The 15,245-nt window shown below is 58.4% G+C and carries 17 protein-coding genes; 14 read left to right on the top strand and 3 right to left on the bottom strand.

Features of this window, described 5'->3' with window-relative positions; translation table 11 throughout:
- Positions 1-264: 264 nt before the first annotated feature.
- Together J0O65_RS12050 and J0O65_RS12045 are read left to right on the top strand one after the other, a co-directional pair.
- On the top strand, positions 265-492 hold the full coding sequence (locus tag J0O65_RS12050; protein ID WP_215407049.1) for an AbrB/MazE/SpoVT family DNA-binding domain-containing protein: 228 nt from the start codon (positions 265-267) through the stop codon (positions 490-492).
- A complete protein-coding gene (locus J0O65_RS12045; RefSeq protein WP_215407047.1) occupies positions 489-878 on the top strand; it encodes a type II toxin-antitoxin system death-on-curing family toxin in 390 nt (129 codons plus the stop codon). The genes J0O65_RS12050 and J0O65_RS12045 overlap by 4 nt, the downstream gene beginning before the upstream one ends.
- A 439-nt stretch (positions 879-1,317) precedes the next feature.
- Here the strand turns inward: J0O65_RS12045 and J0O65_RS12040 are convergent, their stop codons facing one another.
- Genes J0O65_RS12040 through J0O65_RS12030 form a run of 3 tightly spaced genes read right to left on the bottom strand, consistent with a single transcriptional unit; the run spans position 1,318 to position 4,402 of the window.
- Positions 1,318-1,533 carry a hypothetical protein gene (locus J0O65_RS12040; protein WP_215407045.1) on the bottom strand — a complete coding sequence of 72 codons (216 nt, stop codon included), beginning with the start codon at positions 1,531-1,533 and terminating at the stop codon, positions 1,318-1,320.
- A complete protein-coding gene (locus tag J0O65_RS12035; protein ID WP_502793559.1) occupies positions 1,530-2,588 on the bottom strand; it encodes a phage portal protein in 1,059 nt (352 codons plus the stop codon). The genes J0O65_RS12040 and J0O65_RS12035 overlap by 4 nt, the downstream gene beginning before the upstream one ends.
- 14 nt (positions 2,589-2,602) lie before the next feature.
- On the bottom strand, positions 2,603-4,402 hold the full coding sequence (locus J0O65_RS12030) for a terminase ATPase subunit family protein (protein WP_215407042.1): 1,800 nt from the start codon (positions 4,400-4,402) through the stop codon (positions 2,603-2,605).
- Between the two features lie 136 nt (positions 4,403-4,538).
- On the opposite strand from J0O65_RS12030, the gene J0O65_RS12025 reads away from it, so the two are divergent.
- The 12 genes from J0O65_RS12025 to J0O65_RS11970 all read left to right on the top strand — a co-directional run bounded on the left by J0O65_RS12025 (position 4,539) and on the right by J0O65_RS11970 (position 15,228).
- Positions 4,539-5,330 (top strand): GPO family capsid scaffolding protein, encoded by a 792-nt coding sequence (locus J0O65_RS12025; protein WP_215407040.1) that lies wholly within the window; start codon positions 4,539-4,541, stop codon positions 5,328-5,330.
- A gap of 49 nt (positions 5,331-5,379) precedes the next feature.
- Positions 5,380-6,396, top strand: a complete 1,017-nt coding sequence (locus J0O65_RS12020; protein ID WP_215407038.1) for a phage major capsid protein, P2 family — start codon at positions 5,380-5,382, stop codon at positions 6,394-6,396.
- 3 nt (positions 6,397-6,399) lie between these two features.
- A complete protein-coding gene (gene gpM, locus J0O65_RS12015; protein ID WP_215407036.1) occupies positions 6,400-7,116 on the top strand; it encodes a phage terminase small subunit in 717 nt (238 codons plus the stop codon).
- Positions 7,117-7,218: 102 nt separating this feature from the next.
- Entirely contained in the window at positions 7,219-7,725 is a 507-nt protein-coding gene (locus J0O65_RS12010; RefSeq protein ID WP_215407034.1) for a head completion/stabilization protein, read from the top strand.
- Positions 7,725-7,940: a tail protein X gene (locus J0O65_RS12005; protein WP_215407032.1), complete on the top strand. Its 216-nt coding sequence runs from the start codon at positions 7,725-7,727 to the stop codon at positions 7,938-7,940. The genes J0O65_RS12010 and J0O65_RS12005 overlap by 1 nt, the downstream gene beginning before the upstream one ends.
- 64 nt (positions 7,941-8,004) lie before the next feature.
- Positions 8,005-8,376: a hypothetical protein gene (locus J0O65_RS12000; protein ID WP_215407030.1), complete on the top strand. Its 372-nt coding sequence runs from the start codon at positions 8,005-8,007 to the stop codon at positions 8,374-8,376.
- Entirely contained in the window at positions 8,376-8,936 is a 561-nt protein-coding gene (locus J0O65_RS11995) for a glycoside hydrolase family 108 protein (RefSeq protein WP_251373696.1), read from the top strand. Before J0O65_RS12000 ends, J0O65_RS11995 begins: the two co-directional genes overlap by 1 nt.
- The gene (locus tag J0O65_RS11990) at positions 8,933-9,445 is read left to right on the top strand and encodes a lysis system i-spanin subunit Rz (protein ID WP_353056185.1); all 513 of its coding nucleotides are present in this window, start codon (positions 8,933-8,935) and stop codon (positions 9,443-9,445) included. Before J0O65_RS11995 ends, J0O65_RS11990 begins: the two co-directional genes overlap by 4 nt.
- Positions 9,429-9,917 (top strand): phage tail protein, encoded by a 489-nt coding sequence (locus J0O65_RS11985; RefSeq protein WP_215407028.1) that lies wholly within the window; start codon positions 9,429-9,431, stop codon positions 9,915-9,917. Before J0O65_RS11990 ends, J0O65_RS11985 begins: the two co-directional genes overlap by 17 nt.
- On the top strand, positions 9,914-10,381 hold the full coding sequence (locus tag J0O65_RS11980) for a phage virion morphogenesis protein (RefSeq protein WP_215407026.1): 468 nt from the start codon (positions 9,914-9,916) through the stop codon (positions 10,379-10,381). The genes J0O65_RS11985 and J0O65_RS11980 overlap by 4 nt, the downstream gene beginning before the upstream one ends.
- 114 nt (positions 10,382-10,495) lie before the next feature.
- Entirely contained in the window at positions 10,496-14,653 is a 4,158-nt protein-coding gene (locus J0O65_RS11975; protein WP_215407024.1) for an RHS repeat-associated core domain-containing protein, read from the top strand.
- Positions 14,623-15,228 carry a leucine-rich repeat domain-containing protein gene (locus J0O65_RS11970; protein WP_215407022.1) on the top strand — a complete coding sequence of 202 codons (606 nt, stop codon included), beginning with the start codon at positions 14,623-14,625 and terminating at the stop codon, positions 15,226-15,228. Before J0O65_RS11975 ends, J0O65_RS11970 begins: the two co-directional genes overlap by 31 nt.
- Positions 15,229-15,245: the final 17 nt, after the last annotated feature.

Genomic DNA, 15,245 nt, shown 5'->3' with positions numbered 1-15,245 from the left:
GAATCTCACACGCAGGGCGCGAAGGCGCCCTGCTCGCTTCCGCCAGGCAATAAAAAACCGCCCGAAGGCGGTTTCTTTATTTCTTGGCGGAAGCGGTGTAAAGCAAATAAGCAGTATCCATGCGGCTTGCATGACACCTGCTTAAATCATACCTACTAATCTACCTACAAATGGCATTCGGCATCAAACTGCCGAGTCGGCTGGCTTCTTGACACGCTACGAAGCAGGTATATAATAAAACTTATATAGATAAAGGAGGGCATCATGCTCGCGTTCAAAGTAACTACTGTAGGTGCATCCGAGGGGCTGATCCTGAACAAGGAAGCGAAGCGTATCTTGAACGTGCAGAAAGGCGACACGCTGTATCTGACTGAGGCTCCGGACGGAGCGATGCGCATCACCCCGTACAACCCTGAGTTTGAGCGCCAGATGGCTCTGGCCGAGTCGATCATGCACGATGACCGTGAAATCCTGCGAGTCCTCGCTAAATGAGCTGGCAATGGGTACAGCGAGATACGGTTTTTGCGGTCCACGACAAGCAGCTTGCAGTACACGGCGGGCTGTCGGGAGTGCGAGATCTGAACGCCATCGAATCGGCTCTGAATCGTGCATTGAACCGTCACACTTATGGTAATCCACCGCCCGACGTAGCCGACCTGGCTGCGGCCTACGTCTACGGCATCGCCACCAGTCACGGATTTAGCGACGGAAATAAGCGTACAGCCTGGGTGATCGGGCGCTTGTTCTTGGCACTCAACGGCGTGGTGTTCACGTTCACTGAAGTGGACGCCATCAACTTCATGCTGGCCACAGCTGCCGGAGAACTGACCGAGCAACAGGTGGCCCACTGGATACGCCAGCGCCTTGTCAACGCGTAAAGCTGTTTCACAATTTTTATAGCAGAGGCAAGATTTCAGGTTGGCCCGCAGGCCAAGGGCAGGTGGGGCTGCAATCCAGCCTCACCAAGGCACGGAAACCGCCCTTCCCACGCCCTCACGCCACCCCGCACAAAAAATCGCCAAAAGTGCGTCAAAATGCGTCAAATCGCATGCCTCCTCTTCGCCCCGCCGCGCCAGTCCTCATGCGCCTTCGGCCATGGCGCACATTTGAGTCAAAAGACCCCTATATAGCGGGCAGGTGTGGAGGGGGGACAACTGCGCGCGCCGGGCCGAAACGGGCCTTTTTCTTGCTTCTGGAGCAACATCATTCGTCAGGACGTGAAAAAGCCGCCTCGTGGGCGGCTTGTGCGGTGGCTGGGGCGCTCTGGCGCGGCTGAACTGTCGCGGCCCTGCCCTGCCGGCTATCGCGGCGTGGAGATCATCCTGGGCGGCCGGCGCGCGCCTTGGCCGCTTGCTCCTTCTCGTAGTCGTCGCGGCAGTCTACATCGCAGAACAGCAGCGCGGGCGCCAGCGCCTCGTCGCAGTAGTGGCAGCAGCCGTGCGGCGCCAGGGCGGGACGGCCGCGCACGGCAGCCAAGCCGCGCGCCACTTCGGCAAAGATGATCTTGTCCGTGTTGTCGATGTGGTCGCTCATGCCACGCCCTCCCCGCCCGTGGCCAGGTCATACGGGGCGAAGCGCACCACTTCCACGCCGGCCCACTCGTTGATGGCCATGAACTGCGCCTGCAGCGGCACCAGCTCGTTACGCGCGAAGACGCGCGCGGCAGGCTCGACGGCGCCGAAGCCGCCGGCATTGTTCGGCAGGATGCCCATGAGCTGGGGCGGCACGCGGTGCGCGGCCAGTTGGTCGTCGCGCGTGACGCTCTTGATGTTGAAAAACTCGTCCTTGGCGGCCACGTCCGACACCGGCAGAATCTGGATGCCGTCCTTCTTGCCGTTCGGCGCGTACATGAACAGATTGCGGAAGTTGCCCGGCCCCTTGCTGTCGCGCATGGCCTGGCGCAGGTTGTCCACGTCCTGGGTGTTGGCCGCGGCATCCGTCATGTAGAAGACGAAACCGGCGTGCGAGCCGTTCTTGTAATACTTGCGGCGGAACAAGGTGGCCGCCTCGTTGAGCCAGGCCGACTGCAGCGCGCTCAAGTACTGCGGCACGCCGTACAGCTCCTGGTTGACGTCCGGTTCCATCAGGTGAAACACGCGCCCCTTGTCGAATTCATGCACGGCTTGGTAGCCGTTCACAAAATAATACGTGTCCAGATCGACGCCGCGCCGCATGTACTTGGCCAGCGCATGCTGGTACGCCAGCGCCTTGCCGCTGCGGCTGGGCCGGTCTTCCAGGTAGGCATTGCCGAACGTCAGGAAGTCGAGCGCCATGCGTTTAAAAGCGTCGCGCGACAGGTATTTGCTGGGAATCAGGGTGGATGCCAGCACGTTGGCCTTGAAGTGGATCGCGCTGCTGTGGTGCACGCCGGCATTGAATGACTTGGCCAGGCCCGCCAGGTTGACGGGCGGTTCGTACCAGTGGCCGTTCTTCCAGCATTCGAAGCAGTCGAGAATGTCGGCGTGCTCGAGCACGGGCGTCGGGTCGCCGAAGGAAAACGCCTCGATGCCGGCGGCGGCCGGCGCCGTGGCCGTGGCCGTGGCCGCTGTTGATGGTGCGCCCTGGGCCTGCTGGCCGCGCGCGCGCAAGTGTCGTGCTTTGCTCAAGAATAAATCTCCATGAAAGAGTGGTGGTTGTCGGTGCTGCCTTCGAATGGCTCGTGATCGAGGGCGTGCATGCAAGCCCATGCCAGGTCGGCGTGGCCGGTTTCATCGCTGCGGCCGGCGACATAGGTCACGTGCCGCCCGCTTGGGGTGAGGGTCTTGTGGATGGCCATGAACGATTGCGCGATGTCCGTCCAGCCAGCGTCAAATTCCAGCCGGCCCTTGCTGATGATGTTTTTGGCCTTCAACACCATGCGGGTTTTGACTTCGGGCGAGTAATTCAGGGCCGTGACGGCAGGGAAGAAGCCGCGCACGATGGGCAGCACGCCGATGCCCATGCCCGTGGTATCGATGCCGATGTATTCGACGTTGTAGCGCTGGGTCATCTGGCGGATGGCTTCGGCGTGGTCCTTGAAATCCTGGCCGCGCCACTGGTGGCGCTCGAGGATGCGGAACTTGCCGCCGGCCGTCATGGGCGGCGCCAGCACGACGCAGCCGGCGCTGTCGCCGTTCAAGGCCGGGTCGTAGCCGATCCACACGGCGCGGTTGCCGAAGGGGCGCAGGCCCAGCAGCGGCTTGTAGTCTTCCCATTCCACCCAGGAATCGACCATGCAGCGCTGCAGCTCGTTCAAGGGGAAGACGCTGGCCGAGTCGTCGATGAAGTTGCACATCAGCAGGTTGTCGAACTGGTCCGGGCTATATTCGAAGTTGCGCAGCTCGTCGATATCGAACAGGTTGCAGCCGCCGCGCTCGGCGTCGAGGATAGTGACGATCTGGCGCCAGAGCTTGTCCTCGCCCGTGTAGCCCGAGGCCAGGCGCTGGTGGCTCACGTCGATGTTGAATTGCTCGGCCTTGGCACGCCGCTTGTTGAACAGCTCGCCGGTCCAGAACGGGTAGGCCTGGTGCGTGGTCGAGGATGGCGTCGAAAAGTAGGTCTTGCGCCACTTCTTGTGGATGGCCATGCCCGAGGCCACCTTGTTGAGTTCCTGGAAATTCTGCGTCCAGAAAAATTCATCGAAGTAGAAATTGCCGTGGTAGCCCTGCGCCGTGCGCGCATTGGTGCCCAGGAAATACAGGTGGGCGCCGTTCGGCAGCACGATAGGGTCGCCCGTCAGGTCGATGCCGGCCGCCTCGCGCGCGAATTGCACGATGTATTGCTTGAAGACGTGCGCCTGCGACTTCGATGCGGACAGGAAGATTTGATTGCGGCCCGTCGCCATGGCGTCGGCCACCGCCTCGCGGGCGAAGTACCAGGTGGCGCCGATCTGTCGGGACTTGAGGATGGCGCGCGTGCGCTGGTCTCCGTTGCGATACCAGACCTTTTGATAGTCGAAGAGCGAGTCCTGGAAGGCGTCGAGCAGCTGGATTTTCTGTTCTTCGCTGAAATCGTTGCGGGTCGGCTTCTTCTTCGGCCCGGCGTTGCGGTTCGCCAATTTCGGATTGAGGTCGACCTCGTTGCCGCCCGGCTGCTCATAGCGGCGCACGCGCGCCATCTGCACGATGGTGCGCGCCAACAGGTCAATTTCCTTGTAGTCGCTGCCGCTCTTGACCTCTTTTTCGATCAGTTTTACGAGGCGTAGTTCGGCCGATGCCTCCACGTGCTCGATGGCCTGGGCCTTGTCCCACTCGTCGCGCTCTTTCCAGCTATTGATCGTGCTGCGCTTGATTCCCAGGTGGCGGGCGATGGAAGAAATGCGCCAGCCCTTCCAGTACAGGGCGCGCGCGGCACGGCGTGGCTCGGACTCGGGCACGGCCAATTCGGCGATTTTGTCTTCGGTTTTTTGTTCAATGGCTAGCATGCCGCCAGCGTAGGCCGCGCGCGCGCGGAACGGGGAAAGACAAAAGTCGCTATGCCCCATAGCAACCCGCCCCGCATTGAATCGCCGGGCCAAGACGTTGACCATGGCGTTATCCGATCAACCGAGACTAACCACCATGGCAAGCAAATCCCAATTCTTCCGCGTCGCCACCGAAGGCGCCACTACGGACGGCCGCAACATCGACCGCGCCACCATCGAGCAAATCGCCGCCAGCTACAACCCGAAAACCTACGGTGCGCGCATCTGGCTCGAGCACATCCGCGGCATCCTGCCCGACAGCCAGTTCAAGGCCTACGGCGACGTGATTGCCGTGAAAGCCGAAGAGGTCGACACGGACAACGGCAAGAAACTGGCGCTGTTCGCGCAGATCGAACCCACGCCGGAACTGGTCGCCATCAACAAGGCGAAACAAAAACTGTATTCGAGCCTGGAAATTTCCCCCGACTTTGCCGATACGGGCCTGCCTTATCTGGTCGGCCTGGGCGTCACCGACAGCCCCGCCAGCCTGGGCACCGATGCGCTGAAATTTTCCGCCAGCCGCAAGCAGCACAACAGCAACCTGTTTACGGCAGGCGTCGAGGTCGAGCTGGCATTCGATGAACCGGCCGGCGTCAAGCTGGCCGATGCCGTCAAAAACCTGCTGGCGCGCTTTTCCACCAAGACCAGCGGCGACGCCGCGCAGTTCGCCGACATCAACGAAGCGGTGCAAGAGCTGGCCGGCCACGTCGTCACCGTCAGCGACAACTACGCCAGCACCCTGGACCGTCTGGACAAAGCGGAAACAGCCTTGACGGCCACGCAAGCCGAACTGGCCGCCTTCAAGGCGCAGATGGACGAGGCGCCCGGCAACGGCCCGCGCCGCCCGGCCGCCACCGGCAACGACGGCGCCGTGCAAACCGAGTTTTAAGCGCGCGCGCCATCCACCAACACCCCATTCAACAACGGAGCACTGATTTATGAAAAAGCAAACCCGCCAGGTCTACAGCCAGTACGAAAACCGCCTGGGCCAATTGAATGACACGGACAGCGTGGCCAAGACCTTCAGCGTGGCGCCCAGCGTGCAGCAAAAGCTGGAAACGAAGATGCAGGAATCGAGCGAATTCCTGTCGAAGATCAACATCATCGGCGTGGCCGAGCAGGAAGGCGAAAAGCTGGGCCTGGGCGTGTCGGGCCCGATTGCCGGCCGCACCAACACCAAGGACAAGGAACGCGAAACGCGCGACCTGTCCACCCTGGACAGCACCAAGTACCGCTGCGAGCAAACCAACTTCGACACGCACCTGACCTATGCGAAGCTGGACGCCTGGGCCAAGTTCCCCGATTTTCAGTCGCGCGTGGCCAACGCCATCGTGATTCGCCAGGCGCTGGACCGTATCGTCATCGGCTTCAACGGCGTGAAAGTCATGGCCACCACTGACCTGGCCGCCAATCCGCTGCTGGAAGACGTGAACAAGGGCTGGCTGCAGCACCTGCGCGAACAGGCGCCCGAACGCGTGCTGGGCCTGGCCGGCGCCGGCCTGCCGGGCAAGGTCATCATCGGCGACGGCACGGACGCCGACTATGCCAATTTGGACGCCGCCGTGGTCGATGCCGTCAACTTGCTCGATCCCTGGTATCAGGAAGACACGGGCCTGGTGGCCATCGTCGGGCGCAAGCTCTTGAGCGATAAATACTTCCCACTGGTCAACACCAAGCAGGCGCCCACGGAAACCCTGGCGGCCGACATCATCATCAGCCAGAAACGCATCGGCGGCTTGCCCGCCGCGCGCGTGCCCTACTTCCCGGACAACGCCATCCTCATTACCCGTTTCGACAATCTGTCGATCTACTTCCAGGAAGGTGCGCGCCGCCGCCGCGTCGAGGACGTGCCGAAACGCGACCGCATCGAGAACTACGAGTCGTCGAACGACGCCTACGTGATCGAAGACCTGGGCCTGGCCGCGCTGGTGGAAAACATCGAGCTGAAAGCCTAAGCCATGCGCAATCTGTCTCCTGCCCTGCGCCATCGCGCGCGCATGCTGGCCGAGCGCACGGCCGGCGCCGCCGAGCCGCTGGGCGTCACCACCGGCAACGCTTACGACCTGATGCTGTACAAGCTGGCCGACGACCGGCGGCGCCTGAAATCCATCCAGTCGGTGGAACGCAAGATCGAGGTCAAGAGCACCTTGCTGCCCGATTACGACCAGTGGATCGACGGCGTGCTGGCCGGAGGCAAGGGTGCGCAAGACGATGTCGTGGCCGCCCTGCTGGTGTGGCACATCGATACGGGTGCGTATGACCGCGCCCTGGTGATTGCCGCCTACTGCATGGAACACAAGTTCACCCTGCCCGACGGCTACAGCCGCGACATTCCGACCATGATGCTGGACGAATTTGCCGCCGCCTACCTGCAGGGAAAGTTGGGCGACGATCCGCAGCATGCCGTCACCGTGCTGGGCGCCGTCGAAGCGCTGACGGCCGCCAGCGACGCGCCCGACCAGGCGCGCGCCAAGCTGCACAAGGCCATCGGCCTGGCCATGGTGGCCGTACTGGACCAGCACGACGAGGCGGACATCGCCCCGGCCCTGCTGGAACAAGCCGGCGTGGCCATGGCCCAGTTGCAGCGGGCACGGGCCTTGTCCGAGTCCGTCGGCGTCAAGAAAGAAATGGAACGGCTGGAACGGCGCATCAAGCGCGCGGCCGATTCCAACTAAAGAGCAGCCCCCGGCGCACAGGCGGCACGGGGGGATTCCGATCAATCCATCGATCCGATGAACCCCGTCCACCGCCTCCCTTTCAATCCCACCGCAGACACCATGTCCTTTATCGCCCTCCCTCCCCGCGCACCAGGTGGCACCAGCACGCCGCCGGCACCCAGCCCCACGCCCGGCATCGTGGAAAACGATGGCTGGTTTCCCGACATCTCGCTGGCTGACATGCGCGACGCCATGCGCCTGGACGGCACCGTCACCGACGCGCGCCTGGTGCAAGCCGTGGTCGATGCCATTCTGCAGGTCAACCGTGAACTGGCCGACTGGCAGGGCAAGCAGGCCGCTGCCGGTAGCGCCGCACTGGTGGACGTGCCGGCCACGCGCATCAACCGCGAGTCCCGTTTGCTGGCGCAGTACCGGCGCGCCGTCTACAGCACGGCCAAGGCGGACTTGATCGAGCGTTACCGCGACTACGACACCACGGCATCGTCGGCCAGCGACAAGAAAAGCATGGAATGGCTGGACGAGGCGCCCGGCGCGCAGCGACGCAATGCGCAATGGGCCATCGCCGATATCGTCGGGCGCACCCACCTCACCGTGGAATTGATCTGATGCAGGTACGCACGCGGCAGCACGACACGGTAGACGCCCTGGTGTGGCGCTACCTGGGCAACGGCGCGGGATACGTCGAGCAAACCCTGGAAATGAATCCCGCGCTGGCGCGCCACGGCGCCGTGCTGCCCGCCGGCTTGGTCGTTACCCTGCCCGAACCGGCGCCCAGCACGGGCCAGGTGGCCGCAGCCGATCTTGTGCAGCTATGGGATTAACGCAGCAATCCACCTTTTTACCCTCATGAAAAATCTATCACCCCTCAACCCGGAGAATCAAGCAATGTCCGCAGAATCGTTTGGTGGTTTCGCCACCCTGGTCAAACTGTACGGCTTCAAGGCGGCGCTGGGCATGGTCGGCGCCGCCATGCTGTACATCGTGCTACCGCCGTTAAATGCCGACGGCACCTTCAACAAGGGCGAATTCGTCGCCCGCCTGGCCTGTGCCGGCGTGTTCTCGTGCCTGCTGGGCGGCACCGTGTACCAGCTGCTGTGCGCCCAGCTCCCCGCCATCGGCGCCATGGTCAACGCCAGCGCCATCGACTTGATTGTCGGCGCCCCCGGCTGGTGGCTATCGCGCGCCGTGGCCCTGTGGTTCCAGCGCCGTAGCGACAAGGACATCGCCGAGCTGGTCAAAGACGCGAAGGAACACTGATGGCCACCATGGAAAATCCCCTGATCGTGCGCACCATCGACGCCATCCTGCGTGCCGAAGGCGGCTACGTGAACGACCCGGCCGACAAAGGCGGCGAAACCAACTTCGGCATCACCGTGGCCGTGGCGCGCGCCAACGGCTACACGGGGCCGATGCGCGACCTGCCCGAGGCCTTGGCACGCGCCATCTACACGGCGCGCTACATCACGGAACCGAAGTTCGACCAGGTGCTGGCCATCCATGCCGGCATCGGCGCCGAAGTGATCGACACGGGCGTGAACATGGGGCCACACCGCGCGGCCGAGTTCCTGCAGCGCTGGCTGAACGGCTTTAATGACACGGGCGCCCGCTACCCCGCCCTGTTTGTCGACGGCCGCCTGGGCGTGCAGTCGCTGGGCGCGCTGGCCGCTTTCCTGACATGGCGCGGCCAGGACGGCGCCACCGTGTTGCTGCGCGCCTTGAACGGCCTGCAGGCGGCGCGTTACCTGGAAATCACCGAGGCCAACAAGAGCCAGCGCCGTTTTCTGTACGGCTGGATCAAGGAACGGGTGGCCATGTGACCGCGAGCACCTGGCGCCCGCTGGCCGCTGTCCTGCTGTGCGGCGCCATCGCGGGCTGGATGACGCAGGGCTGGCGCAAGGACGCCAGCATCGCCGCACTGCAGCGGGCGGCCGCTATCCAAACGACCACCACCGCCACCGCACTGGCGCAGGCCACCGCCCGCGTGCTGACGCTGGAGCGCGCCGCTGGCGCCGCCCTGGCGCAGCGCGCCGACCACCTCACCCAGGAGCAAACCCATGCGAAAACTGAACGCGACCGTTTCAATGCTGACGTGCGCAGCGGCGCTGTGCGCCTGTCAATCCCCGTTGCCGGCGGCCAGTGCGCCGCAACTGCAGATACCTCCGCTGCCGCAGGCAATCGGCACCAAGCGCGCGCCGAACTTGACCCGGCGACTGCGGCAGCTCTTGACGCCATTGCCGGCGACGGCGACGACGCCACCCGCCAGCTGAACGCCTGCATTGACGCCTACAACCTAGTGCGAGACACCTACCATGTACAAACCGAATAGCCTGCGCCAGCACCTGGCCGCCGCCATCCCCGACCTACAGCGCGATCCCGACCGCCTGCTGGTCTTCGCCGACGAGGGCAACGTGGTGGCGTCGGCCACAGCCACCCTCTCCTTCGAATACCGCTTCAAGCTCAACCTGATCGTCACCGACTACGCGGGCGACGCGGACGCCATCATGGTGGCCCTGATCGCCTGGCTGAAAGTCCACCAGCTCGACCTGATGGCCAACGAGGAAGCCCGCAAGCACGGCATCGCCTTCGAGGTGGATTTTAATAACCACGAAACGGTCGACATTTCCATCAAGCTGGACTTGACCGAGCGCGTGGCCGTCAAGGCCGGGGAGGCGGGCCGCCTGGACATTAAGCACCTGGCTGAGATACAGCACATGCCCGCCTACGCGGACGAGTTCTGGAAACTGTATGACGGCGACACCCTGCTGGCGGAATGGCGCACGCCCGAGGCCACGCCATGAGCGACGACCTGCATGCGCTGGAAGCCTGGGCCGGCGCCCTGCTGGCCAAACTGCAGCCGGCCCAGCGCCGCGCCATCAATCACAAGGTGGCCATCGACCTGCGCCGCAGCCAAGCGCAGCGTATCAAGGCCCAGCAGGGACCGGATGGCGCGGCCTATCCGGCGCGCAAGCGGCGCAAGGAATTCAAGGGCAAGAATGGACGGATCAAGCGGCAGAAGGCAGCGATGTTCGCCAAGATACGCACCACCAAACACCTGAAAGTAAAGGCGACCGACGACCAGATCGAGGTCGGCTTTTTTGGATGGGTGGCGCGCGTGGCGCGGGTGCATCAGTTTGGCCAGCAAGACCGCGTTACCAAAAAAGGGCCCACCCACAAGTACCTGGAGCGGCCCCTGCTGGGTTTGAATGATCAGGATCGGACTTTAGTACTCGAATCACTATTACATCACATCAGATCGGGGTGAAAAAAGCGATGAATAGGTGCAAACCGACATTAGAGAAATTACTACCAAGAAACAATTTAAAATGCTAATATTATTTTTTTTGGTATATTTTATGCAAATTTCTCAGGAGAAATAGTGAAATTTTATTCGGCAAATATCCTCCTCATTTTCATAGCCAGTTTCCTCTCGATATCACCTTCACCTGCCAACGCCGACAGCACCGTAAATATACACGAGTGTGGTCCTGGAAAAAAATGGGCCTATAAAGAGGATGGTACGGAATATTGCAAAACTGACTATACTCCTAGCCCAATCAATTATGGTTTTGGTGGTGCCAAGCCCGGAGACGGAGGCCAAGGTGGTTCGCCGAAAGCCGCACCTACATATGAGAATAATTCGAATATAGATAAGGACTGCCTGTCCGGTGCGCCACAATCGACGGGCAATCCAGTGGTTATCGCTACCGGTGAAAAGCACAAGACAGAAACAGATTTTTTTTCCCAAGGAGAGTACGGGCTTGGACTGGAACGGACCTATCGCAGCCGCCAGGCAACCGGTACATTTTTCGGGAAAAATTGGCTATCCAAATATGATGTTCCGCGGATTATCGCCAGCACTGCAGGCTGCATCAGAATGGGTTCCATGTGCATTCCAGAGTCCGCGATGGTCATTGATGCAAGTGGAAAACAGTTTACGCATCGCTACAAACGTGATGTCGGCGAGGAAGGTAGCTATATCTATACGCCAGGTGGTAGCGATACGGTCGGGGAATTGCAATATACCTCCGATGGCTGGACTCTGTTCAAAGGAAAACTTATTTACTCCTATGATACGGGCGGGCGCATTCTTAGCATTGTCAATTTGGCTGGCGTAGGTATTTTTTATGAGTACAACGGCGTTAATCGCGTCAGCAAGATCTCCAATCACATAGGTCAAAACATTCAATTTACCTATGGGAGCAATGGCCTGGTTGCCACCGTGCGCGACTCCGCAGGCAGTCTATGGGGCTACGAATATAGTGCTTCGGGCCTCCTGGCAAAAGTGACATCGCCGGGCAACTCACCAGACATTCGACAGTACCATTATGAGAATGCCGATCCAGCCTTGCTCACCGGTATTTCGATCAATGGGAAACGGTATAGCACCTATAGCTACTATCCGGACAAACGGGTGCAGCAAAGCGGTTTGGCCGGCGGTGAGGAAGTCGATACCTTCGTTTACGACGCATCGGGAACCACGGTCACGACTGCCAAGGGAGACGTGACACGCCATGGTTTTTCCAACATAAACGGTGAACTCAAAAATACCAGCATTTCCCGGGCAAGAAGCACTACCTGCAGCGCCGCGGCTGCCGCCAGCAGCTATGACGCCAACGGATATTTAAGTACCACGACGGACTGGAATGGCGTAGTGACATCCTATAGCTACAGCGTTGATGGAAAACTGTTGCAAGAGACTACTGCTACGGGCACCCCCGCTGCATCGACTACTCGCAATAGCTGGGGTGGCGACAATATCAACCAAACCGAATTTCTCGATTCAAACAGCCAAGTCTATGCGCGCATTCAATACAGCTATGTAAATTCAGGACTGGCGACCGGCAAGCTTGAGAGTACCACGTACTCGGATGTCCTCAGCGGAAGCCAACGTGTAATGCAATATGCTTATAGCTTCCATGGCAACGAAGCAATCGCCAGTCGCACAGTCAGCGAATCGTTGCCATCTGGCGACGCAACATATACTTCCACATACGACTTGTCTGGAAACCTGATTTCACGTACGAATCCCTTGGGACAAGTGGAAACATGGGGCAATTACAATGGACTCGGCTTACCAACGACCTATGTCAACCTCAATGGTGTCACGACCAGTTACACCTATGACCCACGCGGTAATATGTTGTCACAAAGCACGAATGGACGCACCACTACCTATACCTATAACCATGATCGCCAGATCAGCACGATCAGCAATCCGGACGGCAGCGTGCTGCGCTATCAATACAATGCGGCGGGCCGGCTGGAACAGGTAGGGAACGCGCTCAATGAGTTCGTAAACCTGGCTGTCGATGTGCCCGGCAACAGCGTGCGCAGCAGTTCCCCCCGCCAATATGCACAGCTCAATGGTACTGTTCCGGTTGCCGTTGGCACGACGGAATTTAGCGCCACCACCGTCCTTGATTCTTTGGGCCGTCCCTATACTCAACTGGGCAATAACGGGCAGCGTGTCGAAAAGCGCTATGACAACAATGGTAATTTGACGAGCAGCACGGATGCGCAAGGCCGCGCTACAACTTATCAATATGACGCGGCGAACCGTCTTGTGAGCAGCAGAGCTGCTGACGGCGGTACAACGACCATGACCTATGATGCGCAGGGCAATCTGGCATCGGTGACTGATCCGCGTCCCTTGCAAACACGTTATACATACAACGGTTTTGGACAGGTGAGCAGTATTGTCAGTCCTGACACTGGCACCAGTACGTATAGCTATGACACTGCTGGTCGCCTGGAAAGCGAAACCCGTTCCGATGGCAGAGTTACCGCATACACGTGGGATAGCCTAGGGCGACTGGCTTCGCGCAACAATAGCGGTGAAACCGAAAGCTTTACCTATGATGAAGGTACATTTGGCAAGGGGCATCTGACTGGCTTCACCGATCTGACGGGATACACCGGATACGCATATAACGCATATGGGCAACTGACTGTACAAGCCAACAACATATATGGCAGTCTGTACACGACGGTGTGGGACTATGATGCGGCTGGTCGCCTCGAGGGAATGCATTACCCAACGGGAACACGTACTTTCTTTACTTATGATGCGTACGGCCGTGTGAGCGAAGTCTTAACGAATGCTACCGGAGTATGGACGAAACTTCTTGACTCAGTACTCTATCAGCCGGTTAGTGCCAAGCCTTACGCTTGGCGCTATGGCAATAACTTGCCGCGTAAAATTGATTTCGACACGGATGGTCGCATTTCAGCAATTTCCGGCAAAGTGGAGAATATCGAATATCGCCATAACAACACGAACCAGATCATTGCGATGTTTGATTCGATCGACCCGAATATGACACAAGGTATCGACTATGATGCTGGCGATCGCGTAAGCTTGGTAACACGTCCATCTGATTATCAAAAGTTTTCCTGGGATCAAGCCGGAAATCGCACCTCCCAAACACGGAAGGGAATAAATTATAATTTTGTGCTCGACCCCATTAGCAACCGACTCGCCTCATGGAGCGGCAATGGTGAGTTCCGCAACTTCAGCTACAACCCCGTTGGTACGCTAGCGAGCGAATCGCGCCATGATGGTACACGTGCCTACACCTATGATGGTTTCAACCGTATGCGTGGGATTCTGGTGAATGGCACTTATATTGCCGACTATCGTACCAATGCGCTGAACCAGCGTGTACAAAAAGAAAATTCTGGTGGAGTCACGCGAGCTATTTATGGTCCAAGCGGAGAACTCTTGGCAGAAATCGGTACGCAAACCAGCCATTACTTCTGGTTCAATGGCGAGCTAATCGGTATGGCCCGTGCCAACCAGCTCTACTTCAGCCATAACGACCATTTAGGCCGTCCAGAAGTCATGAGTAGTACAAGCGGTGGAGTCGTCTGGCGCGCCGCCAACTCGGCGTTTGACCGCAAGGTCGTGATGGACAATATCGGCGGCATGCATATCGGTTTCCCAGGCCAGTATTACGATACCGAGTCGGACTTGTGGTACAACTGGAACCGTTACTACGATGCGTCGCTGGGGCGGTACTTGCAGAGTGATCCGATTGGGTTGGCGGGGGGGGCGAATACATATAGCTATGTTAGTGGCAATCCTCTTAGTTTTACAGATTCTTCAGGGCTATGCCCATTATGTATAGCAGGATACATTTTCCTCGTGGAAAATTCAGCCGCTATCGGCACCGTAGCTATTGTCGGTGCGGAAATTGCTACTGGCGTCCCAACGCCATTATCGAACGGGGCATTCGTAGGACGCAAAGCAGGGGAAGCCGTTCACAATGTCTATCTTGGTTACCGTGCTGGTGAACCAGCGTATGTGGGTATTACTAACAACTTAGCCATGCGCACTTGTGAACATGGCGCTCGCTTTAATGCATATGCTAAAGTTACCAATACTCCTGTTACACGGGACCAAGCGCGCGCAATAGAGCAAGTAATAATCGAAAATAATCCACAATTTCAAAATAAAATATATTCCATATCACCGCTTCGAAATTGGTATAAAGAAGCAGTGCAATGGGCAAATTCAAAATTTTCACACAAGTGAGGTATCAGACAATGTTTAATAAAAAAAATAATCATCTTGAGTTAATGAGAGATAAATCTAAGACATTCCCTGAGGTTGACAACAAAATATTAATTACAAGTGCGATGGTTTGGCACTGCAGCTATCGAAGCCTTGAGCCGTTAGCTACTTTCCCGAACTTGGAAGAGCTCATAATAGCAACATTTCCAGATGATTCTTTTGAGTTCTTAGGAAAACTCTCTAAATTGCGCTATTTGCAAATTTTAGATATGCCAAAGATCACCAGTTTGGCTGGCCTTGAAAAATTAAAAAACTTGGAGGCATTATCTTTAAGCACCTCACCTAGTTGGGATGCTGCACGTAAGTGCACTTTAGTAGATTCGCTTGATCCTTTGAAATGCATTTCAAATTTAAAGTATTTGGAATTGTTTGGCGTATTACCAAATAATAGATCACTCGATGCTTTGCAGGAACTCCCAGCATTAGCATCCGCTCGCTTCTCGCAATATTCGGAAGAGGAAGTTAGAGAATTTTATAGAAAGAGACCAATTTCTGATGATTTCGTTCCAAAACCGTTATTTCAAGAGAAAATTTGATGTATGATATTTTTTAA

It is taken from the genome of Janthinobacterium sp. JC611, from assembly GCF_018682595.1.
GTDB lineage: Bacteria > Pseudomonadota > Gammaproteobacteria > Burkholderiales > Burkholderiaceae_D > Janthinobacterium.
Note: the sequence above shows the minus strand (reverse complement) of the source record. Positions and strands in the feature narration are given on the sequence as shown.

Bases quoted from the DNA above. Each gene is read 5' to 3' on its own strand.
- J0O65_RS12050 (WP_215407049.1), top strand. From the start codon at position 265: ATGCTCGCGTTCAAAGTAACTACTGTAGGTGCATCCGAGGGGCTGATC.
- J0O65_RS12045 (WP_215407047.1), top strand. From the start codon at position 489: ATGAGCTGGCAATGGGTACAGCGAGATACGGTTTTTGCGGTCCACGAC.
- J0O65_RS12040 (WP_215407045.1), bottom strand. From the start codon at position 1,533: ATGAGCGACCACATCGACAACACGGACAAGATCATCTTTGCCGAAGTG.
- J0O65_RS12030 (WP_215407042.1), bottom strand. From the start codon at position 4,402: ATGCTAGCCATTGAACAAAAAACCGAAGACAAAATCGCCGAATTGGCC.
- J0O65_RS12025 (WP_215407040.1), top strand. From the start codon at position 4,539: ATGGCAAGCAAATCCCAATTCTTCCGCGTCGCCACCGAAGGCGCCACT.
- J0O65_RS12020 (WP_215407038.1), top strand. From the start codon at position 5,380: ATGAAAAAGCAAACCCGCCAGGTCTACAGCCAGTACGAAAACCGCCTG.
- gpM (WP_215407036.1), top strand. From the start codon at position 6,400: ATGCGCAATCTGTCTCCTGCCCTGCGCCATCGCGCGCGCATGCTGGCC.
- J0O65_RS12010 (WP_215407034.1), top strand. From the start codon at position 7,219: ATGTCCTTTATCGCCCTCCCTCCCCGCGCACCAGGTGGCACCAGCACG.
- J0O65_RS12005 (WP_215407032.1), top strand. From the start codon at position 7,725: ATGCAGGTACGCACGCGGCAGCACGACACGGTAGACGCCCTGGTGTGG.
- J0O65_RS12000 (WP_215407030.1), top strand. From the start codon at position 8,005: ATGTCCGCAGAATCGTTTGGTGGTTTCGCCACCCTGGTCAAACTGTAC.
- J0O65_RS11995 (WP_251373696.1), top strand. From the start codon at position 8,376: ATGGCCACCATGGAAAATCCCCTGATCGTGCGCACCATCGACGCCATC.
- J0O65_RS11985 (WP_215407028.1), top strand. From the start codon at position 9,429: ATGTACAAACCGAATAGCCTGCGCCAGCACCTGGCCGCCGCCATCCCC.
- J0O65_RS11980 (WP_215407026.1), top strand. From the start codon at position 9,914: ATGAGCGACGACCTGCATGCGCTGGAAGCCTGGGCCGGCGCCCTGCTG.
- J0O65_RS11970 (WP_215407022.1), top strand. From the start codon at position 14,623: ATGGGCAAATTCAAAATTTTCACACAAGTGAGGTATCAGACAATGTTT.